Source organism: Cupriavidus sp. 01L43 (assembly GCF_056399925.1).
In genome coordinates, this window is sequence record NZ_JBFTSH010000004.1 from 335,291 (window position 1) to 358,058 (window position 22,768).

Sequence of the window (22,768 nt, forward strand, 5' to 3'; positions counted from 1 at the left end):
CAATAAGCGGAGACAAGCGATGAACCCTCGATACTTGCGCGCCAGGCGCGTACTCGCGATGGCGGCGCTGGCGGCAACGTCCGCCCCGCCCGCGCTCGCGGCCGACGACTACCCGAATCGCCCCATTCGCGTGCTGGTGGGCTACACGCCGGCCGGCGCGGCCGACTACGTGGCGCGCATCTTCGGCGAAGCCTTGTCCAAGCAACTGGGCCAGACCATCGTCGTCGATAACAAGCCCGGTGCGGGCAGCACGCTGGCCTCCACCGCATTGGCCAGCGCCCCGCCGGACGGCTATACGCTGGCGTTGGCCACGGCCACGCTGTATGGCATCGACCAGCGGCTCTACAAGGCGCGCTACAAAGGGGAGGATTTCACGCCCATCACGCGCCTGACCGTCTCGCCGTTGATCCTGGCCGTCAACAAGAACCTGGGTGTCGCGGACGTCAAGGCGCTCGTGGCCAAGGCGAAGGCCGATGCGGGCGGCTTCAACTACTCGTCGTCCGGCATTGGCGGTTCGCCGCACGTGGCGGGGCTGCAGTTCGAGAAAGCCACGGGCGTGCGCATGACGCATGTGCCGTACAAGGGCGGCGCGCCGGCCTTGCAGGCCGTGGCAGCCGGTGAAGTGCAAATGTCATTCGGGACGGCCGCCTCGGTGTTGCCGATGGGCACGCAAGGCGTCGTGAAGATGATTGGGGTGACGACGCCGAAGCCGTCCGAAGTGGCGCCCGGCCTGCCATCGCTGGCCGAAACCGGGCTCCCGGGGTTCAACTTCACGTTCTGGTTCGGTCTCTATGGCCCGGCGGGCTTGCCCCCGGAGATTCGGGACAAGATCTTCGCGGCCACGCGCAAGGTCATGGCCGACCCGCAAATCCGCGCCAAGCTGGCCGCCAATGGCAGCGAAGTGTCGCTATCGGAATCGCCGGCGGAGTTCGGCGCGTGGGCCTCCGCCGATGGGCGCAATGCGCTGGAGCGTATCGTGCAGGCCGGCGTGAAGCTTGATTGACGAAGATCCGACGATGAAGAGCCCCGGCGCCGATCAGCGCCGATCAGCGCCGGCCGCGCCCCCGCCCCGCACCGTCGCCGGGCATCGAGGCGATCATGTCCGCATAGACATCGCCACCCGTGGCGATGTGGCGCACCATGGCGGCCGCGGCGGCGTCCTCGCTGCCGCGCAGGATCGCTTCCAGCACTTCCTCGTGCTCCGCCAGCGAGGCGCGGATGCGCGCGGGCTTTTCGAAGCGCAGATCGCGCATGCCGCGCATCCGTGCGCGCATGGTGAGGATCTGGCGCGACAGGATGTCGTTACAGCTGGCTTCGTAGATGATGTGATGGAACGTGTCGTTGGCCTTGCGGTACGCCCCGCCATCGGCCTGCTCGGCAGCCGCCCGGCATGCCTCCAGTGCCGTCTGGATCGCCTTGCGCTGCGGCGCCGAAATGCGGCGTGCGGCCAGCCGGGCGGCCAGCGACTCCAACTGCACCAGGATCTCGCTCATCGCCACGTATTCGCGCAGCGTGATCGATGCCACGATGGCGCCCTGACGCGGCACCAGATCGACCAGTCCGGCGGATTCGAGCTGGATCAGCGCCTCGCGCACCGGGGTGCGCGACACCTTGAAGCGCGCGAGCAACTGCTGTTCCTCCAGCTGCGTGCCGCTGGGCAACTTCCCGCTCAGAATGTCTTGCTCGATCGCCGTACGGATGGTCTCGGACAAGCTCTTCTTTTCATCGGACATGGAACACTGCGAGCGCGCTGAGTGGGGATGGCGCGATTCTACTACCGCGCCCGCCCGCGTATGCGCAATTGCCCGCTATGTGCACAAAAGCGACGCCACTCAGTCCAGCGAGATCTTCCCCGCCTTGACGATCTCGCCGTACCGCACCGTGTCGCGCTCGATCAGCTTGCGGAAGGCCTCCGGCGTATCGCTGACCGGTACGAAGCCGAGCTCGGTCAGCTTCTTCGATACCTCGGGGCTGGTGGTGGCGGCGGCGATGGCCTTCGCCATGCGGTCCACCACCGGCTGCGGCGTGCCGGCCGGCGCCAGCAGGCCGGTCCACGAACTCATGACAAACCCGGGGAAGCCAGATTCCTCCATGGTCGGGATCTGCGGTTCGCCGGGCCAGCGCTTTGCCGACGCCACCGCCAGCACGTTGATCTTCCCGGTCTTCACGTGGGGCATGGGCACCAGCAGCGGATCGAACGCAATCGACACCTCGCCGGACACCAGCGCCGGCAGGATCGGCGCGCTACCGTTGTAGGGCACGTGCGTCATCTTGAGCTTCGACTCCATCGCCAGACGTTCGCCGGTCAGGTGCGCCGAGCTGCCAACGCCGCTCGAGCCGAAGGTCAGCGCGTCCGGGTTCTTGCGCCCATAGGCGACGAGTTCGCCGACGGTCTTTACCGGCAGCCGCTTGCTGGCAAACAGGAACAGCGGCAGTTCCGCCATCTCGGCCACCGGCACCAGGTCAGACGGCTTGTAGCTCAGCTTCGAGTAGAGCGACATGTTGGCGCTGTAGGCGGCCAGCACCGACACGAACGTATAGCCGTCAGGCGCGGAACGCGCCGCGACACCCACGCCAAGCGTGCTGTTGGCGCCCGGCTTGTTCTCGATGATGATGGGCTGGCCAAGGGTCTGCGAGACCCGCTCGAACACCACGCGCGACACGGTGTCGGTCGACCCGCCCGGCGTATAAGGAACGATGACCTTGATCGGCTTCGTCGGCCATTCTGCTGCGCTCGCCCCCTGGCCGATGGCCAGTCCCGCAATGAGGATGGCCGCCATGCGTGCGGCGCCCGTGGCGCGTGTCTTGATACTCAATTGCTGTCTCCGATTCTGTTTCTTTGAATTGCCGCGCGAGTCGGCGGCTCATTATGGGGGACGCAACGGCCAAACCAACGAGCGCCGCGCAAGTGGTGTTCGATATCCGGCCATCGGGGGGGCCCGGCGCGCCGCATTCGTTACCAACGCACAAAACTGTTGATCCGCGAGGTGTCTTCTTCGCTCGGCGCCGGGCAGCTAGATTGGGCCCGTGCCCCCCACCGATCGCAGACGTCCGCCGCAATGACTGAATCCGCCCCCTCCCTCCCCTCTCCCGCAACCCGGCACCCGACTGACAGCTACGTCGGCCGCAATGCCGCTTACTGGCAGCGGAATCTGGCGGTTGCCGTCTTCGGCTCCTTCACCACGCTGGTCAGCCTCAGCATGCTGCTGCCGTTCTTGCCGTTGTACGTGGAGCAACTCGGCGTGACGTCGCAGGACGAAGTGGTGCAGTGGTCAGGCGTGGCGTTCGGCATCACCTTCCTTGCGACCGCCGTGACCGCGCCCCTGTGGGGCAAGCTGGCCGACCGTTTCGGGCGCAAGCCGATGCTGGTACGCGCCGCGGTGGGCATGGCCATCGTGATGTCGATGATCGGGCTGGCCCACAACGTCTATGAACTCGTTGCGCTGCGCTTCGCCGCGGGGTTGATCGGCGGCTACGCGTCGGCGGCCACCGTGATGATCGGCACGCAGGCGCCGCCCGAACGGGCGGGCTGGGCGCTCGGCGTGCTGTCCACCGGTGCGCTGACGGGTAATCTGGTCGGCCCGCTCATTGGGGGCCTGCTACCGAACCTGATCGGGATTCGCGGCACGTTCTTCGCCGGCGGTGCCATGATCGGCGTGGCGGCGCTGCTGACGATCTTTGGCGTGCGCGAGGATTTCACGCGTCCGCCGAAGGCCGCCAGCCAACCCGTGCCCTCCGACGGTGCTCCCCGCAGCGCGCATCGCTTCGCGTTGCCGGCCTTGCTGGTGACCGCGGCGATGGTGTTGCTGGCCAATATGTCGATCGAGCCAATCATCACCGTCTATATCGGACAACTCGATGTACCGCACGACCGGCTGGCCACGGTGGCCGGCATCGTCATGGCGTGCTCGGCATTTGGCAGCGTACTGACGGCCTCGCGGCTAGGGGCGCTGGCCGACCGCGTCGGTGCCTGGCATGTCATCATCGGTTGCCTTGTGGCCACCGCCCTTGTCCTGATTCCCCAGGCGTTCGTGACCAACTGGTGGACGCTGGCCGCGCTGCGCGGCGTAATGGGGATGGCGCTCGCCGGGCTGCTCCCCGCCATCGGCAAGCTCGTACGCCAGGCCGTCAAGGAGCACCAGTCCGGCAAGATGCTCGGCTACCTGCAATCCGCGCAGTTCTCCGGGCAGGTGATCGGGCCGTTGATCGGCGCGCAGATCAGCGTGCACCTTGGCATGCGCGCGGTGTTCTTTGTTACCAGCGCCCTGCTGCTCGCCTGCGCCGTGTTCGATCGCTGGGCCAAGGCGCGCTGAACCGGCATGTCAGCCCCAGGGACGGGCTGAATCGGTTCGCATTCACAAGTCATCCGCAGGCAACACCGGTGGTCTATGCTGGAAGACAGCACATTCACCGGGACCATTCATGGCCTATCACCGAGATCCCCGTCCTGGCCGCGCCCTGGGCAGCGCGTTGGCCGGATGCATTCTCATTACCCTGCTCGGGCTTGGCGTGGCCGGCTGCGACACGCCGCCCCGGGACACCTCCTCCACGCCCCCGCCCCCGCGCGAGCCCATCGCCGCGAGCGACGACGTGTACCCGCCGCCCTCCACCGTGCACGACACCCGCCCCAAACGCACGACCCCCTAGGGGATAGGTCCGGGGCAGGCAAATGTTGCCAAGTCAGATGACGTTGACGGGGACGCGCGGAGGCCCCTGTCCGGTTACTTCACCGGCGTCAGGATCGGCGCGCCCTTTTTCTTGATCAGGAACACCACGAACTTCGCCGGCTCGGTATTGCTGGCGTTGCGCCCGACCGTGTGGATATCGTTCTGGCCTTCGTAGAAGGTATCGCCCGCCTTGAGCGTGACTTCCTTGCCGCCCTTCAGGCCCATGATGATGCTGCCCTCCAGCACATAGACGAAGGCGTGCGCATCATGACGATGCACGGGATCCACGGCGCCCGGCGGATAGTCCACGACGATCATCTCGCCTTCCTTGCCCGGATACTCGGGCAACGGCTTCGTCATCAACTGCTTGACGCTGGCCTGCGGCGCGGCGGCTGCCGGCCCGGCCACCATCAGGCACGACAGCATCAGGGTTGCAGCAACGGATGCGACTGTCTTCATGGCATTACTCCAGGTTGGCCTTGTCGAGTCCGAACGCCTTGTCCGAGGACCCGGGCACCATGCGGAACGCCACGTTCAGGCGGTTCCAGGCATTGATGGCCCCGACCAGGAAGGTCAGATCCGACAGTTCCTTTTCGCTGTACTGGGTGCGCACGCGCTCGTAGATAGCGTCGGGCACGCCGTCGGCGGCAAGGTGGGTCAGCGCTTCGGTCCAGGCCAGCGCGGCGCGTTCGCGCGGCGAGAAGAGCGTCGATTCGCGCCAGATCGCCACGTGGTGCAGGCGCAGTTCCCGCTCGCCGTGGATCTTGGCCATCTTGATGTGCATGTCGACACAGAACGCACAGCCATTGAGCTGCGACGCGCGAATCTCGACGAGCTCGTGGATCGGTGCCTCGATCGTGGTCTTCTGGAACAGGGCCCCGAACTCGATGAGCTTCTTGGTCAGTTCCGGGGATTGCTGGAAGTAGTTCGTACGTTGGGTCATGACGTTTCTCCTGTGGTCGATGCCTGAGACCATGGTAGGTGGCGCGTGGACCCCACGCCAGACCGACTCGGCGCGCACAGTGTTTCCCGCCAGGCATCAATCCGGATGCCCACGCCAGCGCACGCCGCCCCCCCGTTTACCCCCAAAGAATCAGGGATAACACCAAGACCCCGAGCACTGGCGCGGGATGCGTATTTCGCACAGCGGAATGCATCGCCCGATTGCTTGACGCTGGTCGAATCGCCATGCAAATTCGCTGAAAACGAACGACCGTGCTAGAACGCGAACCGCCTCCACTGCCCCGCTGTGGGAGACAGGACTTGCGGCAAGGACACGGCGTCACCGGACCCTCGGCCCTGCCGGGTTCCAGGAGAGTGGCGCGCCACCTGGCGCGGCAACGCAAGGAGACAACACATGCAAGACAACCGACACGCGGCACCAGCGCCAGGCTGGCCGCGCTTGCCCGCCACATCGACGGCCACCCCGCGACAGCGCTGAACCGCCAGCATCCGCGCCGGTCAGGCTGACGCAACGCCGATCCGGCCCGCGCTGCCGCCCCAACGGCAACGCACCTCCACGCGCCCCGGTCCCGCGCCGGCGCGCACCTTGTTTCGCGAACCGTACGAGGTAATCCCGTGGCATTGTTTTTCCAACAGTTTCTCAACGGCCTGACGCTGGGCGGCGTGTATAGCCTGGTGGCGCTGGGGCTCACGCTGGTCTACGGCATCCTGCACGTGCCGAACTTCGCGCATGGCGCGCTGTACATGGCCGGTGCCTATGTGTCGTACTACGCCATGACCACGCTGGGCCTGAACTACTGGCTGGCGATGCTGGCCGCCGCGGCCGTGGTGGCCGTGCTGTCGATGCTGGCGGACCGCCTGGTGTTTCATCCGCTGCGCAACGCGCCCGAGATCCACGACATGATTGCCGCCATCGGCATCCTGCTGTTCCTGGAAGCCGGCGCGCAAGCGCTGTGGGGCGCGGACTTCCACCGCATGCCCACGCCGTACGGCCAGATGGTGGAGTTCCTCGGCCTCACCGCGCCGATGCAGCGCCTGCTGATCATCGTCGCCGCGTTCGGCCTGATGGTGCTGCTGCACCTGTTCCTGACGCGCACGGTCACCGGCTCCACGATCATGGCGATGGCCCAGAACCGCGAGGGTGCCGCGCTGGTCGGCATCGACGCCACGCGCGTCACCCTGCTGGTCTTCGCCATCTCGGGCGCGCTCGCCGCCATCGCCGCCACGCTGTACGCGCCGATCAACCTCGTCTACCCCAGCATGGGCAACCTGGTCATCACCAAGGCGTTCGTGATCATCATCCTCGGCGGCATGGGCAGCATCCCGGGCGCGATCGTCGGCGGCCTGATCATCGGCATGGCCGAGAGCTTCGGCGGCTTCTATATCTCCACCGACTACAAGGACATCATCGCGTTCATGCTGCTGGTGATCATCCTGTCCATCCGCCCGCAGGGCCTGTTCGCCGCCAAGACGGCGTAAGGAGCGATCCATGAAAGCACTGCAAGGAAAGACCGGCTGGGCCCTGCTGCTGGCGGCCGCCATCGCGTTTCCGCTGGTCGTGCCCAACAGCTACTTCCTGACCGTGATGACGCTGGCGTTCATCTACGGCATCGCCACGCTCGGCCTGAACCTGCTGACCGGCTATACGGGCCAGCTCAACCTGGCGCACGGCGGCTTCATGGCGATTGGCGCCTACACGGTGGGCATCCTGACCGTGGACCACCAACTGCCGTTCTGGCTCGCCTTCGCACTCTCCGGCGTGGTCTGCATGGCGTTCGGCTACGTGGTGGGCGTGGTGTCGCTGCGCCTCAAAGGCCATTACTTCTCGATCTTCACGATGTGCGTCGGCTACATCATCTACCTGCTGATCGAGAAGTGGGAAGGCCTCACGCACGGCACGGTCGGCCTGATCGGCATTCCGGTGCCGGCGGCCATCGGCCCGATCACCTTCGACAGCGTGCCGGCGCAGTACTACCTCGTGCTGACCTTCCTGGTGATCGGCATGTTCATCATGCATCGCATCGTCAGCTCACTGCTGGGCCGCAGCTTCCTGGCGGTACGCAACAGCGACGCGCTGGCCGAAGCGCTGGGCATCAACCTGATGCGCACCAAGGTGCTGTCGTTCGTGCTGTCGGTGGGCTTCGCCGGCTATGCCGGTGCGCTCTACGCGGGGCAGGTGCGCTTCCTGGGCCCGGACATCGCCCGTACCGATGTCACGTTCGACATGGTCATGGCGATGCTGGTCGGCGGTACCGGCACGCTGCTCGGACCGCTGCTCGGCTCGGTGCTGGTGCCCTGGGTCACCCAGACGCTCCAGTTCCTGCAGGACTACCGCATGCTCGTGTTCGGCCCGGTGCTGATCCTGCTGATCATCTTCTTCCCGGATGGCATCGTCGGCTCGTACCTGAAGAAGCAGGCCCGCCGCGCCGCCGCCGCACGCCGTGGCCAGCATGCCGCCGCGCGCCCCGGCAACGTGCAGCCGCCCGTCCCGACCACCCGCCCCGGAGCCGAGAATGCTTGAGATCCGCAACCTCACCAAGAAATTCGGCGGGCTGACCGCGGTGCACGACGTGTCCGTGTCGTTCGAAGCCGGCCATGTCAACGCGATCATCGGCCCCAATGGCGCCGGCAAGACCACCTTCTTCAACCTGATCGCCGGCACGCACGCGCCGAGTTCTGGCCAGATCCTGTTCAAGGGGCAGGACGTGGCCGGCCTGCGCGCGGACCAGATCGCCCGGCTCGGCGTGGCGCGCACGTTCCAGGCCACGGCCCTGTTCGACCGCGCGACGGTGCTCGACAACCTGATCGTCGGCCACCGGCTGCGCACGTCGTCGGGGCTGGCCGACGTGCTGTTCAACTCCCGGCGCCTGCGCCAGGAAGAGCGGCTGTGCCGCGAGAAGGCCGAGGCGGCGCTCGACTTCGTCGGCCTGACGCATCTGGCCCATGAGGTGGCGGCCGACATCACCCAGGAAGCCCGCAAGCGCGTGGCCTTCGCGCTGGCGCTGGCCACGGACCCCGAACTGCTGCTGCTCGATGAACCGGCCGGCGGCGTGAACCCCGAGGAAACCGTGGGGCTGGCCGAACTGATCCGCAAGATGGTGCGGCACGGCAAGACCGTCTGCCTGATCGAACACAAGATGGACATGATCATGCGGCTGGCCGACAAGATCATGGTGCTCAACTACGGCGAGAAGATCGCCGAAGGCACGCCGGCGCAGGTCCAGCAGGACCCGCGCGTCATCGAAGCCTATCTGGGAGCCGACCATGTTGCAGCTTGAACGCGTCTCGCTGTCGTACGGCAGCTTCCGTGCGCTGGACAACGTCTCGCTGCACGCCAAGGCCGGTGAACTGGTGGTGCTGCTCGGCGCCAACGGCGCGGGCAAGAGCTCGATCTTCCTGGCGATGAGCGGCATCCATCGCACCAGCGGCGGCAGCATGCGCTTCGATGGCCGCGAGCTGTCCGGCATGAAGCCGTCGCAGATCGTGCAGGCCGGGCTGGTGCACTGCCCCGAAGGCCGCAAGCTGTTTCCGGCGATGAGCGTGCAGAAGAACCTGACGCTGGGCGCCTACGTGCACCGCCGCGACAGCGCGGGCATCCGGGAGACGCTCGAGGAAGTCTTCGAGATGTTCCCGATCCTGCGCCAGAAGAAGGACGATCCGGCGGGCTCGCTGTCCGGCGGGCAACAGCAGATGGTGGCGCTGGGCCGCGCGCTGATGGGCCGCCCGCGTGCGCTGCTGCTGGACGAGCCGTCGCTGGGGCTGGCGCCGCTGGTGGTCAAGCAGATGTTCGAGGTGATCCAGCGCATCAACCGCGCCGGCACCACGGTGCTGCTGGCCGAGCAGAACGCCTACGCCGCCCTCGGCATCGCGCACCGCGCGTACGTGATCGAGAGCGGCCGGATCGTGATGGAAGGCGACCGGGAGTCGCTGCTCAAGGACGAAGGCATTCGGAAGGCTTACATCGGCGGGTAGATCGAACAACACCAGACAAGCGCAGTACCAAATCCAAAAAGGAGACAGCAATGCAGCACAAGACGATGGGTCGTTTCTTCCCGCTGGCCGCATGCGCCGTGGCCGCGCTCTTCGCCGCCACGCCCGCGCTCGCGCAGGAAGTGGTCAAGATTGGCTACACTGGCCCGCTCTCCGGCGGCGCCGCGCTGTATGGCAAGAACGTGCTGTCCGGCATCCAGATGGCCGTGGACGAGATCAACGCGCAGGGCCTGGCCGTCAACGGCAAGAAGGTCAAGCTGGAAGTGGTGGCGCTAGACGACAAGTACGCGCCGGCCGAGGCCGCCATCAACGCCCGCCGCCTGGTGCAGCAGCACAAGACCCCGGCCGTCTTCGTGCCGCATTCGGGCGGCATCTTCGCGCTGCAGGCCTTCAACGAGCAGGAGAAGTTCCTGGTCATGGCCTACTCGAGCGTGCCGCGCATCACCGATGCCGGCAACAAGCTGACCATCCGCATCCCGCCGGCCTATACCGGCTATATCGAGCCGTTTATCAAGGCCCAGATGAAGCGCTACGGCAAGAACGTGGCACTGGTGCCGGCCGACCATGACTACGCCAAGGCGTGGGTGCAGGCCTTCGTGCCGGCCTGGGAAGGCGCCGGCGGCAAGATCGTGGGCAACAACCCGATGTCGTACACCAAGGCGACCGATTTCTACACCGGCGTGTCGCGCGCAATCGCCGAGAAGCCGGACGTGATGTTCGTGGGCGGCCCCTCGGAGCCGACCGCGCTGGTCGTCAAGCAGGCGCGCGAGCTGGGCTTCAAGGGCGGCTTCATCGTCATGGACCAGGCCAAGATGGACGAGATGGCCAAGGTCACCAACGGGCTCGGCATGCTCGAGGGCTCGATCGGCGTGATGCCGCTGGTCAACGACACGCGCCCGGCCGCGCAGGCCTACAACGCCAAGTACAAGAAGCTCCATGATGGCCGCGATGCCACCACGGAGATGTCCCTGAACTACACGATGACGTGGGCGCTGGCCAATGCGATGAAGCTGGCCGGCACGACCACCGACTCGGCGGCCATCCGCGCCAAGATTCCGGAGGCCGTCAAGGCCCTGCCGAAGGACGTGAACCCGAACGAGGTGGAGGGCATCGACGCCAAGGGCGGCTCGGTGGCGGACACCGTGGTCGGCTGGGTCCAGAACGGCAAGATCGCACCGGTGCGCCTGTCGGAACTGGCGAAGTAAGCCAGGCGGCGCAGCAACAGGCTTCTACGGAGGGAGAAGGCGTAGCAAGGCGGTACCAGCCGGCGGCACAGCCGGCGTGAAATGTGGAGAGAAAGCGAAGGGCGTCCGGTGGCTCCGGACGCCCTTTGTCTTTGGTGCGCGTCGCGCGCGTTAGCGCCGATCGTCGTTGCGCGCCTGCATCGCCCCGCGGTTGCCGTGGCCGCCCCGGTCACCCGGCTCATTCTGGCCGCGCTGTTGTTGCTGCTGCTGTTGCTGCTGGAACTGCCGCTGGCGTTCCTGCTGCTGTTGCTGTTGCTGCTGCGCCCGTTGCTGCTGGTCCTGGGCCTGCCGCTGCTGCTGGGCCTGACGCTGCTGCTCCATCTGCTGGCGCTGCTGGTCCTGCTGCGCGCGCTGCTGCTCCTGCGCCTGCCGCTGCTGTTGCGCAGCCTGGCGCTGGTGCTCCATCTGCTGGCGCTGTTGCTCCTGCGCGGCCCGCTGGTGTTCCATCTGCTGGCGTTGCTGCTCCTGCTGCGCGCGTTGCTGCTCGAACTGCTGGCGCTGCTGCCGCTGCTGATCCTGCTGCTGGCGCTGTTGCTCCTGCTGCGCCCGTTGCTGGTCGAACTGGTGGCGCTGCATCGCCTCGCGCTGCTGGTCCTGCTGCTGGCGCTGCTGCTCCTGCTGCGCCCGCTGCTGGTCGAACTGACGGCGCTGGGTCGCTTCGCGCTGCTGGTCCTGAAGCTGGCGCTGCTGCTCCTGCGCCATACGCTGCTGGTCGTACTGCTGGCGCCGCTGCAGATCCTGCCCCTGGCGCTGCTGCTCCTGCAATTGCCGCTGCTGCTCCTGGCGCTGATTCTGTAGCGCCTGCTGCTGGCGTTGCTGGAAATCGGCCGATTGCCGCTGCTGCTCGCCCAACTGCCGTTGTTGCTCGAACTGCTGGCGCTGCACGGCCTGTTGCTGGCGTTGGGCCTCGGGCGGCACGCCGCGCATCTGGTCCGGGCGTGTGCTCCAGTTCCTGCCGTTGTCGCGCGGATTGTCGTCGGGACGCTGGGCGCCACCCTGCACCGGGTTCACGAAGCCGCGCGGCGCGCCGTCACGGCTCGGATCGCCGCCCCGATGGCGGGCGGCCAGCGCGGCCTCGGTCAGGCGCACGTCCGGCCGGCCCTGTCCACCTTGGCCACCCGGCCCTCCTCGGTCACCGCGATCACCTCTATCACCTCTATCACCTCTATCGGCCTGCCCCGCCTGTTGCGACGGCGGGCGCCCCGGGCGCCGGTCGTCGAACGCCGGACGGCCCGGCAGGTGCGTGGCGATGGCCTGCCGCTCGAACCCCTGCCGCGCCATCGGCGGCAGCGCACGCGTCGGCGCCTCGCCTAGATAACTACGCTTGACTGGCGCCATCGGCGGCGCGCCCCGGCCCTCGCCCACCGGCAAGGTCCGCCACGCGTCGTGGTGGGACCCGCGCGGCACAGGCCGGCCTTCGACGAAATTGCGCGACGGCATGCCCGTGATGGCGCCCGGCACGTTGCGATTGATCCAGCGCTCCCGGTCGCGGTCACGGCCGTCACCGCCCCGCCCATAGTGGTGGATCGGGGCGTAGTTAATCCGCGAGACATAGTTCTGGCTGGCCCGATAGCCCGGCCGGTAGACATCGCGCGGCCCGAGCGGGTACCAGGCGACCCCGGGGCCGCCGCCAATCCGGATAGTGGCCGCGCTGCCGCCGATAAAGCCGACCACGGCCGGCGCGTAGTACGGGCGCACGCTGGCCGGGCCGGGCACCCAGCCCCAGCGGTTGCCGAAATGGGACCAGCGGCCATAGTGCGACGGGGCGAAGCCCCACGGCGCGTCATCGATCCAGGTCCAGCCCCATGGCGCCACCCAGGCCCAGTGCCCCGTGCTGTACGGCGCCCAGCCGCTCGGCACCGCGCGCGGGAACCACACCGCGCCGTAGCCGGCGTCCTGCTGCCAGTCGCCATAGTCATCCAGCGCGGCGTAGCCGGTCATCTCGCGCGGCACATAGCGCGCGGCGACGGACTGGTCCTCGCGGGCGTCACGGGCGGCGGTCCATTGGTCGAGGCCGTCCGGCGGCGGGTACGCGCCCGCGCCGGCATCGGCAAGGTCGGTGCCGGCAAAGCGCATACGCTGGCCGCGCGACAGCTCGACCGAGCGCGAATCCCCATACACGACTGCGCTGCCGTGGCGCATGCTGACCAGCGTGGTGCTGCCATCGGGCGAGACGTCGATCCGATAATCGCCCGGTTCATTGGGCACGAAGGCGAGGTTGGGCGTATCGACTTCCACCTGCTGGCCCTGCGGCAGGGCGCGTACGCGCAGTTGCAGCGAGCCTTGCGTGAGCTTGACCTGCGTGGTGTCGTCGTCGAGGTTGAGGATGCTGGCGGCCGTGCCGCCGCCCAGCCGCACCGTGGTGGTGCCGGCATGGACTTCGGCCCGGCCGCCCGGATCGACCCAGAGCCGGTCGCCGGTGGTCACGGGCCGGTTCAGGCCGATGGCCGCCCATTCGTCCGAGCCGGCCGGCGCGAAGCTGATGCCGCCGGCTGCATCGGTCAGGGTGGCGATCCGGGATGACGGATCGGCATATTGCCCGTTCGGCGCCACGGCGTCGGGATTACCGAGGACGGAGCCGTCCGGGGCGCCCTGCGCATAGCCGGGCGGTGCGTAATCCTGGGCCTGCGCCATCAGGCCGTGCGCCGCCAGCGCGGCAGCCAGGGCAATCGCCAGGCGATTAAGGGGTTGCATCGTGCAAATCATCTCTGTTCCGGACACCCACCGCGTTTGGCGGGCGTCGCCGTAATGTCACCGTATATCGGATAACGGCAGGGAACGCGACTTGCGGACCTGACTTTGTAAGCACATATTTCCCCCGCGCCGTCCTGAGGTCGGGCGGATATGCGCGGAAACAAGTCTTGCAGATGCTGACAGGACGACCGGTTTGCTGCGACGCAGCATAAACGCTCAGCGCGGCTGGTTGCGCAGGAAGTCGGTCAGCCGGTCAGGCGGCATCGGGCGGCCATAGAAGTAGCCTTGGGCCTCGATGCAGCGGTTGGCGAGCAGGAAATCGCGCTGCTCGGCGGTCTCCACGCCTTCCGCCACCACGCCGATGCGCAGGCTTTCGCCCACATTGATGACCGAGCGGACGATGGCGGCGTCCACATCGTCGTGGGTGACGTTGCGGATAAAGGACTGGTCGATCTTGAGCCGGTCCACGGGGAACGTCTTCAGGAAGCTCAGGGAGGCGTAGCCGGTGCCGAAATCGTCGCAGGTCAGCGTCACGCCGTCCCGGCGCAGGGCCTGGAGCTGGTCGGAGACATCGTCGCCCTGCTGCAGGGCGATGGTCTCGGTGATTTCGATCTCCAGCAGCTTCGCCGGCAGCTCCAGCGCGCGCAGCACGTGGCGCACCTCGGTCAGCAGCCGGCTTTCCGATAGCTGGGCGGCGAACAGGTTGATGGCCACGCGCGGCGGTTCGGCGAAGGTCAGCGACCACGCCCGCGCCTGGGCGCAGGCGGTATGCAGCAGCCACATGCCCACGTCGCCGGCCACGCTGCTGGCCGCCAGGGCGTCGATGAAAGCGGCGGGCGTCAGCAGGCCCAGCGTCGGGTGGCGCCAGCGCATCAGCGCCTCGGCGCCCACCACGCGGCCATCGCGCAGATCCACCTGGGGTTGATAGAGCAACTCGAACTGGCGCTGGGCATAGGCCTCGCGCAGCGCCTGCACCAGCGACAGCCGCGTGGTCACGTCGGTGCGCATCTGCGGCTTGAAGAAGCGGATGGTCCGGCCGCCGTCGTGCTTGGCCCGGGCCAGCGCCAGGCTGGCCGCCGCCAGGACATCGGACGAATTCTCGCCGCCGGCCGGCATCACGCAGGCGCCGATACTGGCCAGCACATGGTGCCGGCGGCCGTTCATTTCATAGGGGGCGGACAGCATCGACAGGATGGCGGCGCTCACGTGGCGCACCAGCGTCGGGTCCGAAATGGAGGTCAGCAGCACGCCGAACTCGTCGCTGCCCACGCGGCCGATGATGGCGTCGCGCGGGGAGGCGTCGGCCAGCCGCCGGGCCACGCCCTGGAGAATGGCGTCGCCCTCGGCATGCCCGTGCATGTCGTTGAAGGCGCGAAAGTCGTCGATGCCCACCAGCAGCAAAGCAAAGCGTGGCGGCGCCTCGCTGCGCAGGCGCGCCTCCAGTCGCGTCAAGTATGCCTGGCGAGCGACCACGCCGGTCAGCGGATCGAGATCCGCCGGCGGCAAGGCGCCAGTCGCCTGTACCTCCGACCTGGCCACCATCCCTGCCCTATCAGTTGTGATGAACATATGTCCCGCTCAAGCTATTTGGCAAGTGTGACGAAAACCATGGAAAAATCAAGCGGTACAGAAATGCGGCGCAACCGCGCAACGGCGCGGGCTGGCGGGCGGCTGCCCGGCACCCTCCCACGTTGTCAGCGCCGGGCGCTTACAGTACCCTACGCCGCAAACGCCTGCCGCACCCGCAAGGCCATCCGCCTTCCGGTGGATAGCGCCCCGCCGCGAATCCTGCCAGCGGCTCATTCAAGCAGACCAACGCGGACCCGACCGTGAACAACTGGACCATTCGCTCGCGCATCCTGGCGAGTTTCAGCCTCATTCTCCTTGTCATGGCGCTGATGGGCGTGGTCGCCTATAACCGCCTGTCCGCCATCGAGCATGAAAGCGATGTCATGCGCAACGATGCCCTGCCCGGCCTGAACTACAGCGCGGGCATGCGCGGCATCTGGGGCGAGTTCTACGTGCTGGCCTGGCAGATCGTGACCACCGACGACGCCGGCGCGCGCAACCGCCTGCTGGCCCAGCACCAGGACGCCACCCAGCGTTTCCACCGCATGGAACAGCTGTATGAAGCATCCATCGTCCGCGCGGACGATCGCGCCCGTTTCGCGGCGTTCAAGGAACTTCACGCACGATACGACCAGGCTGCGCAACTTTACCTCGACCCGACCAAATGGCGCGACACCGCCACCGCCGAGACCGCCCTGCGCGGGCAGGCCCACGACGTCTGGCTCGACGGCCGCAAGGCGCTGCAATCCCTGGTCGACGACAACAACGCCATCGCGAGCGGCGCCGCCACCGACATCAGCAAGGCCGTGGATGGCGCCAAGAAGAGTATCGAGGTGGCGCTGACGCTGGCGGTGGTAGTGGCCGCGGTCTGCGGCTACCTGCTGCTGCGTTCGATTACCGTGCCGATGGGCGGCATCGTCTCGCTGCTGACCGGCATGCGCGGCGGCGACCTGCGCCAGCGCATGGCGCTGGGGCGGCGCGACGAATTCCTGGCCGTCGAGGAAGGCTTCAATCAGATGTCCGGCGAACTGACCACGCTGGTCGGGCAGGCGCAGCGCTCGGCGATCCAGGTCACCACGTCGGTCAACGAGATCGCCGCCACCGCCCGCCAGCAGCAGGCCACGGCCACCGAGACCGCCGCCACCACGACCCAGATCGGCGCTACCTCGCGCGAGATCTCGGCCACTTCGCGTGACCTCGTGCGGACAATGGGCGAAGTCTCCCATGCCGCCGAGCAGACCGCCGGGCTGGCGGGCACCGGGCAGGTCGGGCTGTCGCGCATGGAGGCGACCATGCACCATGTGATGGAGGCCGCCGGCTCGGTCAACGCCCGGCTGGCCACGCTCAACGAGCGCGCCGGCAATATCAATCAGGTGGTGACCACCATCGCCCGCGTGGCGGACCAGACCAACCTGCTGTCCCTGAACGCCGCCATCGAGGCCGAGAAGGCCGGCGAGTACGGGCGCGGCTTTTCCGTGGTGGCGACCGAGATCCGGCGTCTGGCGGACCAGACCGCCGTGGCCACCTACGATATCGAGCAGATGGTGCGCGAGATCCAGTCGGCCGTCTCGGCCGGGGTGATGGGCATGGACAAGTTCTCGGAGGAAGTGCGCCGGGGCATGTCCGAGGTGACCCAGGTGGGCGACCAGCTTTCCCAGATCATCGGCCAGGTGCAGTCGCTGGCGCCGCGCGTGCAGATGGTGAACGAGGGCATGCAGGCGCAGGCCGGCGGCGCCGAACAGATCAACCAGGCGCTGATGCAGCTGTCCGAAGCCGCGCAGCAGACCGTGGAGTCGCTGCGCCAGTCGAGCCAGGCCATCGACGAGCTGACCCTCGTGGCCAACGAACTGCGCAGCGGCGTCTCCCGCTTCAAGGTGTGAGCGCGGGCTCCGCGACGCGCATGTCCCGCCATGGCCCTCTTCCTGCTGTTCCGCATCGGTCCTGACCACTACGCGCTCGATACCGCCGAGGTGGCCGAGGTGCTGCCGCTGACCACGCTCAAGCAGATTCCGGGGGCGCCGGCATGGGTCGCCGGGCTGATGGTGCGTCATGGCCAGCCGGTGCCGGTGATCGACATCCCGGCGCTGGCCACGGGCACGCCCGCCGTGGCGCGCCGGAGCACGCGGACCGTGCTGGTGCACTATCGCCGCACAACCCACGATCAACCCGCCCGCCTGCTCGGCCTGCGGCTCGAATACGCCACGGAAACCCTGCGCGCCGATCCCGCCGCCTTCGTCGACGGCGGCATCGACCCTGCCCCGGTGCGCTACCTCGGGCCCGTGCTGCACGACGCGCGCGGCCTCGTGCAATGGGTGCGCGTGGGCGCGCTGCTGCCCGATGCCGTGCACGACCTGCTGTTTCCCGATCCAGCCCCGGCATGACCGACGCCCCGCACCCGCTCACGCCCATCGAAGTGTTGCTGAAAGAACGCATCGGGCTCGATGCGGGCGCCATCGGCGCCGGCACCATCGCGCGCGCCGTGCTGGAACGTCAGATCGCCGTGGGCGCCGCCGATCTCGGCAACTACTGGAACGTGCTGCACGCGGTGCCAGACGAGCTGCAGGCGCTGATCGAAGCCGTAGTGGTGCCCGAAACCTGGTTCTTCCGCCATCGTGAAGCGCTGCTGGCCATGGCGAGCTTTGCCGCCCACCGCATCTTCGGCGATGGTGTGCCGATGCTGCGCGTGCTGAGCGTGCCCTGCTCCACCGGCGAGGAGCCGTACTCCATCGTCATGGCGCTGCTGGACGCCGGCGTGCCGCCCGAACGGTTTCGCGTGGATGCCGTGGATGTCAGCGCCCGGGCGCTGGAGCGCGCGCGCGCCGGCCACTATGGCAACAACGCGTTCCGGGGCCGGCCGCTGGACTTCCGCGGGCGCTATTTCACACCGGTGGCAGCGGGTTACCAGATTGCCGATAACGTGCGGGCGCAGGTCCGGCTGCTGCCGGGGAATCTCCTCGATCCGTCCCTGCTCGCCGCCGAGCCGCCCTACCACCTGGTGTTCTGCCGCAACCTGCTGATCTATTTCGATCCGGACACGCAGCGCCGCGCGGCGCAGGCGCTGGTGCGCCTGGCGCGCCCGGACGGCCTGATCTTCGTCGGCCCGGCCGAAGCCAGCCTGCTGACGCGCGAAGGGCTCGCCGGCGCCGGGGTGCCGCTCGCCTTCGCCTTCCATCCCCACGCGGTGCGCCCGCCCGTGCGGGACGTGCCGGCGTCGTTGGCATCGGCCTTACCCCGTGCGCCGCTGCCGGCTTCCCCCGCCGCTCCCGCGCGCCGGCCCCAGCCGGCCCCCGCGTTGCGCGCCGCGCCGCCCGCCGCCACGCACGCGCGCCCGCCCGCGCAGCAAGCCGGCGGCGATGCGCTCGCGGAGATTGCTGCCATGGCTGACCGTGGCGATGTGGCCGACGCCACCGTCGCGTGCGAGCAATACCTGACACAGCGCGGCCCATCCGCCAACGCCTACTGCCTGCTCGGCGTGCTGCACGACGCCGCCGGCCACGTCGCCGATGCGCATGCCGCCTACCGCAAGGCGGTGTACCTCGATCCCGGCCACGAGGAAGCCCTCTACCACCTTGCCGCCCTGCTCGATAGCGAGGGCGACGCCGGCGGTGCCGCGCGCCTGCGCGAACGCGCCCAACGTCACGCCCGCATGAGCCATGGTTGAAACCTCCGCCACCCTGCTGCCGAACCTTGCGGCCATCGACGATTGCTGGCGGCGCATCGGCGTGTCCGGCGACGCCTCGTGCCCGCTGCTGGCGACGCACGTCCACTGCCGCAACTGCCCGACCTACGCGCAAGCCGCCACGGCGCTGCTCGACGCGCTGGCCGTCGACGACCTTGTGGATGCCGCCACGCTCGATCAACCTACCAGGAGTGCGTTCCATGTCGACCGTGCCGCAGGGCAGTCTTGCGTGGTCTTCCGCGTGGGCGATGAATGGCTCGCGCTGCCGACCGCCGTGCTCGGCGAAGTCACCGCGCCCGCGCCGATCCACTCGCTGCCGCACCGCCGCCACGCGGCGCTGGTTGGCGTGGCATCGGTGCGCGGGGCGCTGCTGACCTGCGTGTCGCTGGCGCTGCTGTTCGGCGGCACGGCGGCCGATACCAGCCGCGCGGGACGGTTCCTGATGCTGGGCCAGGGGCGCAATGCCATTGCGCTGCCTGTGGCCGAAGTGGCAGGCGTGCAGCACGTGCCCCACGCCGCGCTGCTGCCGCTACCGGCTACGCTCGCCCGCGCCTCCGCGCACTACACGCGCGCCCTGTTCGAGCATGACGGCCACACGGTCGGCCTGCTCGATGCCGACCTGCTCCGGCAGGCGCTGTCGCGGAGCCTGTCATGAACCCCGAACAGCTCCGCGATGCCTCGATGCTCGAACTGTTCGCGCTGGAGGCGGACGCGCAGGCGGAAATCCTGAACGCGGGCCTGCTGGCGCTCGAACGCGAGCCTGCGGCGGCCACGCACCTGGAATCGTGCATGCGCGCCGCCCACTCGCTCAAGGGTGCAGCGCGCATCGTCGGGCTGGATGGCGGCGTGCGCGTGGCGCATGTGATGGAAGACTGCCTCGTCGCCGCGCAGCGTGGCGGCCTGCTGCTGACGCCGTCCCATATCGACGCCCTGCTGCAGGGCACCGACCTGCTGCAGCGGATCGGCCATCCCCCGGGCGGCGCGCTCGACTGGCCCGAGCGGGAAGGACTGGCCGAGATCGACGCCTGCGTCGCGCACCTCAACGCGCTGCTCGACGGCACTGAACTGGAGCCGGCCCCCGCGCGGATGCCGGCGGTATCCGCAGTAACGCCCGAGGTTCTTCCCCCCGAAGTCCCGCCCGCCCCTCAGGCCACGGCCGCCGCCGACCCGCAGGAACGCATGCTGCGCGTCAACGCGGACCGGCTGGACCGGCTGCTGGCCTTGGCCGGCGAATCCATGGTGGAGACGCACTGGCTGCGCCCGTTCGGCGGCGCCATGCAGCAGGCGCGGCGCCAGCAAATGCGCGCGCTCCAGGCGCTGGAAGGCATCCAGGCCCTGCTGGCCAGTGCCGACGGTACCGTGCCACGGCTGCGCGCCGCGCTGGCCGAAGCGCGCCAGTTGCTTGAGGACAGCCACGGCCAGCTTTCGCAGCGCGTGGAGGAGATCGACCAGTACGATCATCGGGCGAGCCGGCTGTCGCGCCAGCTTTACGACACCGCGCTGTCCTGTCGCATGCGACCGCTCTCGGACGGCATCATGGGCTATTCGCGCATGGTGCGCGACCTCGGCCGCGCGCTCGGTAAGCCCGTGCATCTGGCGCTGGCGGGCGAACAGACCCAGGTGGACCGCGACATCCTCGAACAGCTCGACGCCCCGCTGGCCCACCTGCTGCGCAATGCGGTGGATCACGGCATCGAGCCGCCCGAAGTGCGCCGTGCCGCCGGCAAGCCCGAGGAAGGACGCATCTCGCTGCACGCACGCCATAACGCCGGGCGGCTTGTCATCGAGATCTTCGACGATGGGGCCGGCGTGGACTTCGGCGCGTTGCGCGAGGCCATCGTGCGCCGCAGCCTGGCGCAGCCCGAGACGGCGGCGCGGATGTCCGAGACGGAACTGCTCGAATTCCTGCTGCTGCCCGGCTTCAGCCTGCGCGAGACGGTGTCTCATGTCTCGGGGCGTGGCGTCGGGCTGGATGCGGTGCAGGACATGGTGCGCGCCGTGCGCGGCAGCCTGCGGCTCTCGCAGCAGCCCGGCAGCGGGCTCCACTTCCATCTCGAATTGCCGCTTACGCTGTCCGTCGTGCGCACGCTGCTGGTAGAAGTCGCCGGCGAAGCCTATGCCTTCCCGCTCGGGCACGTCATGCGTGCCGTGGCGGTGCGCCGGGACGAGATCGAGCAGGTGGAACAGCACCAGCACTTCCGCCATGACGGCCGGCCCGTAGGCCTCGTCAGCGCGGCGCAACTGCTGCAACGGCCCAAGACCGCCACCCCGGACGCCGACACCGTGCCAGTAGTCATCATCGGCGAGCAGGATCGCGTCTACGGCATTGCCGTGGACCGCCTGCTGGGCGAACGCATGCTGGTGGTGCAGCCGCTGGCGCAGGCGCTGGGCAAGATCAAGGACATCGCGGCGGGCAGCCTGACCGACGACGGCACGCCCGTCCTGATCTTCGATGTCGAGGACATGCTGCGCTCGGTCGAGAAACTCGTGTCGGATGGCCGGATCGAGCGCGTGCGCCAGGCCGGCGCCGGTACTGCCGACGTCCGCCGCAAGCGGGTGCTGGTGGTCGACGATTCCCTGACCGTGCGCGAACTGGAGCGCAAGCTGCTGGCCGGGCGTGGCTACGATGTGGCCGTGGCCGTGGACGGCATGGATGGCTGGAACGTCCTGCGCGCGGAGCCCTTCGACCTCGTCATCACGGACGTGGACATGCCGCGCATGGACGGCATCGAACTGGTCACCCGCATCCGCGAGGAGCCGCGCCTGCGGCAGTTGCCGGTGATGATCGTGTCGTACAAGGACCGCGAGCAGGATCGCGAACGCGGGTTGCAGGCTGGCGCGGACTATTATCTGGCCAAAGGCAGTTTCCATGACACGGCCTTGCTGGACGCCGTGCTGGATCTCATCGGCGAGGCACGTGCATGAAGATCGGTATCGTCAATGATTCTTCGCTGGCCGTGGCGGCGCTGCGGCGCGCCATCGCGCTCGATGCCACGCACGAGATCATCTGGGTGGCCGGCGATGGCGAGCAGGCCATACGCATGGCGGCCACGCAAACGCCCGACCTGATCCTGATGGACCTGCTGATGCCGGTCATGGATGGCGTGGAAGCCACACGGCGCATCATGGCCGCCACGCCGTGCGCGATCGTCGTGGTGACGATGGATCTCGGGCGCAACGCGGACCAGGTGTTCGCCGCGATGGGTCACGGCGCGATCGATGCGGTGGACACGCCCACCCTGACCGAACCGGACGCGCAACTCGCGGCGGGGCCGCTGCTGCGCAAGCTCCGCAACATCGCCCGGCTGCTGAATGGCCGCGCCATCGCATCGCATTCCCTGACTGCCGCCACGCCTACGCCGGCCGCGCCGCGCCTGGTGGCGATTGGCGCCTCGGCAGGCGGGCCGGCTGCACTGGCCACGTTGCTGGGCGCGCTGCCGGCTGACTTCGGCGCGGCGGTGGTCGCCGTGCAGCACGTGGACGAGGCGTTCGCGCCCGGCATGGCCGAGTGGCTCAACGCCCAGTGCGCGCTGCCGGTGGGCATCGCGCGCGCCGGCGAGCGGCCGCGAATCGGCACCGTGGTCCTGGCGGGCACGAACGATCATCTGCGGTTGATACATGCCGCGCGGATGGCCTACACCCCGGAGCCGGGCGATTACTTGTACCGGCCTTCCATCGACGTGTTCTTCGAATCGGTGGTGGAGCACTGGCGCGGCGAGGCGGTCGGCGTGCTGCTCACCGGCATGGGCCGCGACGGTGCCCTCGGCCTCAAGGCGATGCGCGACCGTGGCTACCTCACCATTGCGCAGGACCAGGCCACCAGCGCGGTGTACGGCATGCCCAAGGCAGCCGCGGCGCTGGACGCCGCCGTCGAGATCCTGCCGCTGCCGCGGATTGCCGCGCGGCTGGTGAAGGCGTGCGGCGGCGGCCACCAGAACAAGAACAAAGCACAGGATGCATGA

The 22,768-nt window shown here is 68.3% G+C and carries 20 protein-coding genes; 14 read left to right on the forward strand and 6 right to left on the reverse strand.

The genetic code is table 11. The features are described from left to right. The first annotated feature begins 19 nt into the window (after positions 1-19). Positions 20-1,003, forward strand: a complete 984-nt coding sequence (locus AC1DP9_RS10340) for a Bug family tripartite tricarboxylate transporter substrate binding protein (protein WP_477107279.1) — start codon at positions 20-22, stop codon at positions 1,001-1,003. A gap of 43 nt (positions 1,004-1,046) precedes the next feature. Here AC1DP9_RS10340 and AC1DP9_RS10345 read toward each other — a convergent pair whose 3' ends face one another. Both AC1DP9_RS10345 and AC1DP9_RS10350 read right to left on the reverse strand, forming a co-directional pair. After that, on the reverse strand, positions 1,047-1,733 hold the full coding sequence (locus tag AC1DP9_RS10345) for a GntR family transcriptional regulator (RefSeq protein WP_092294518.1): 687 nt from the start codon (positions 1,731-1,733) through the stop codon (positions 1,047-1,049). A gap of 99 nt (positions 1,734-1,832) precedes the next feature. Then, positions 1,833-2,780, reverse strand: a complete 948-nt coding sequence (locus AC1DP9_RS10350; RefSeq protein ID WP_177219924.1) for a Bug family tripartite tricarboxylate transporter substrate binding protein — start codon at positions 2,778-2,780, stop codon at positions 1,833-1,835. A gap of 279 nt (positions 2,781-3,059) precedes the next feature. Here AC1DP9_RS10350 and AC1DP9_RS10355 point away from each other — a divergent pair, with 279 nt between their 5' ends. Further along, positions 3,060-4,313 (forward strand): MFS transporter, encoded by a 1,254-nt coding sequence (locus AC1DP9_RS10355; RefSeq protein ID WP_477107280.1) that lies wholly within the window; start codon positions 3,060-3,062, stop codon positions 4,311-4,313. 109 nt (positions 4,314-4,422) lie between these two features. Then, positions 4,423-4,647, forward strand: coding sequence for a hypothetical protein (locus AC1DP9_RS10360; protein ID WP_143093890.1), 225 nt, complete (start codon positions 4,423-4,425; stop codon positions 4,645-4,647). Between the two features lie 74 nt (positions 4,648-4,721). Here AC1DP9_RS10360 and AC1DP9_RS10365 read toward each other — a convergent pair whose 3' ends face one another. Then, complete coding sequence (locus tag AC1DP9_RS10365; RefSeq protein ID WP_092294512.1) at positions 4,722-5,126, reverse strand: cupin domain-containing protein; 405 nt, start codon at positions 5,124-5,126, stop codon at positions 4,722-4,724. 4 nt (positions 5,127-5,130) lie between these two features. Then, positions 5,131-5,610 carry a carboxymuconolactone decarboxylase family protein gene (locus tag AC1DP9_RS10370; protein WP_092294510.1) on the reverse strand — a complete coding sequence of 160 codons (480 nt, stop codon included), beginning with the start codon at positions 5,608-5,610 and terminating at the stop codon, positions 5,131-5,133. Positions 5,611-6,245: 635 nt separating this feature from the next. Here AC1DP9_RS10370 and AC1DP9_RS10375 point away from each other — a divergent pair. The 5 genes from AC1DP9_RS10375 to AC1DP9_RS10395 are packed head-to-tail and all read left to right on the forward strand — an operon-like array spanning position 6,246 to position 10,825. Beyond that, positions 6,246-7,109, forward strand: coding sequence for a branched-chain amino acid ABC transporter permease (locus tag AC1DP9_RS10375; RefSeq protein WP_092294508.1), 864 nt, complete (start codon positions 6,246-6,248; stop codon positions 7,107-7,109). A 10-nt stretch (positions 7,110-7,119) separates the two neighbouring features. Then, entirely contained in the window at positions 7,120-8,151 is a 1,032-nt protein-coding gene (locus AC1DP9_RS10380; RefSeq protein WP_441643777.1) for a branched-chain amino acid ABC transporter permease, read from the forward strand. After that, positions 8,144-8,908: an ABC transporter ATP-binding protein gene (locus AC1DP9_RS10385; protein ID WP_477107281.1), complete on the forward strand. Its 765-nt coding sequence runs from the start codon at positions 8,144-8,146 to the stop codon at positions 8,906-8,908. The genes AC1DP9_RS10380 and AC1DP9_RS10385 overlap by 8 nt, the downstream gene beginning before the upstream one ends. After that, positions 8,895-9,602, forward strand: coding sequence for an ABC transporter ATP-binding protein (locus AC1DP9_RS10390; protein ID WP_092294502.1), 708 nt, complete (start codon positions 8,895-8,897; stop codon positions 9,600-9,602). The genes AC1DP9_RS10385 and AC1DP9_RS10390 overlap by 14 nt, the downstream gene beginning before the upstream one ends. Positions 9,603-9,652: 50 nt before the next feature. Continuing rightward, positions 9,653-10,825, forward strand: coding sequence for an ABC transporter substrate-binding protein (locus AC1DP9_RS10395; RefSeq protein WP_092294500.1), 1,173 nt, complete (start codon positions 9,653-9,655; stop codon positions 10,823-10,825). Between the two features lie 150 nt (positions 10,826-10,975). Here AC1DP9_RS10395 and AC1DP9_RS10400 read toward each other — a convergent pair whose 3' ends face one another. Both AC1DP9_RS10400 and AC1DP9_RS10405 read right to left on the reverse strand, forming a co-directional pair. Further along, entirely contained in the window at positions 10,976-13,558 is a 2,583-nt protein-coding gene (locus AC1DP9_RS10400) for a DUF6600 domain-containing protein (RefSeq protein ID WP_477107282.1), read from the reverse strand. A 216-nt stretch (positions 13,559-13,774) separates the two neighbouring features. Then, the gene (locus AC1DP9_RS10405) at positions 13,775-15,100 is read right to left on the reverse strand and encodes a putative bifunctional diguanylate cyclase/phosphodiesterase (protein WP_092294498.1); all 1,326 of its coding nucleotides are present in this window, start codon (positions 15,098-15,100) and stop codon (positions 13,775-13,777) included. A gap of 287 nt (positions 15,101-15,387) precedes the next feature. On the opposite strand from AC1DP9_RS10405, the gene AC1DP9_RS10410 reads away from it, so the two are divergent. The 6 genes from AC1DP9_RS10410 to cheB are packed head-to-tail and all read left to right on the forward strand — an operon-like array spanning position 15,388 to position 22,768. Next, positions 15,388-17,007, forward strand: coding sequence for a methyl-accepting chemotaxis protein (locus AC1DP9_RS10410; RefSeq protein WP_441592844.1), 1,620 nt, complete (start codon positions 15,388-15,390; stop codon positions 17,005-17,007). 30 nt (positions 17,008-17,037) lie between these two features. Continuing rightward, the gene (locus AC1DP9_RS10415) at positions 17,038-17,508 is read left to right on the forward strand and encodes a chemotaxis protein CheW (RefSeq protein ID WP_441592845.1); all 471 of its coding nucleotides are present in this window, start codon (positions 17,038-17,040) and stop codon (positions 17,506-17,508) included. Continuing rightward, a complete protein-coding gene (locus AC1DP9_RS10420) occupies positions 17,505-18,788 on the forward strand; it encodes a CheR family methyltransferase (protein WP_477107283.1) in 1,284 nt (427 codons plus the stop codon). Before AC1DP9_RS10415 ends, AC1DP9_RS10420 begins: the two co-directional genes overlap by 4 nt. Next, positions 18,781-19,461, forward strand: coding sequence for a chemotaxis protein CheW (locus tag AC1DP9_RS10425; RefSeq protein ID WP_477107284.1), 681 nt, complete (start codon positions 18,781-18,783; stop codon positions 19,459-19,461). Before AC1DP9_RS10420 ends, AC1DP9_RS10425 begins: the two co-directional genes overlap by 8 nt. Continuing rightward, positions 19,458-21,731 carry a response regulator gene (locus tag AC1DP9_RS10430; RefSeq protein WP_477107285.1) on the forward strand — a complete coding sequence of 758 codons (2,274 nt, stop codon included), beginning with the start codon at positions 19,458-19,460 and terminating at the stop codon, positions 21,729-21,731. Before AC1DP9_RS10425 ends, AC1DP9_RS10430 begins: the two co-directional genes overlap by 4 nt. After that, positions 21,728-22,768, forward strand: a complete 1,041-nt coding sequence (gene cheB / locus AC1DP9_RS10435; protein ID WP_441643781.1) for a chemotaxis response regulator protein-glutamate methylesterase — start codon at positions 21,728-21,730, stop codon at positions 22,766-22,768. Before AC1DP9_RS10430 ends, cheB begins: the two co-directional genes overlap by 4 nt.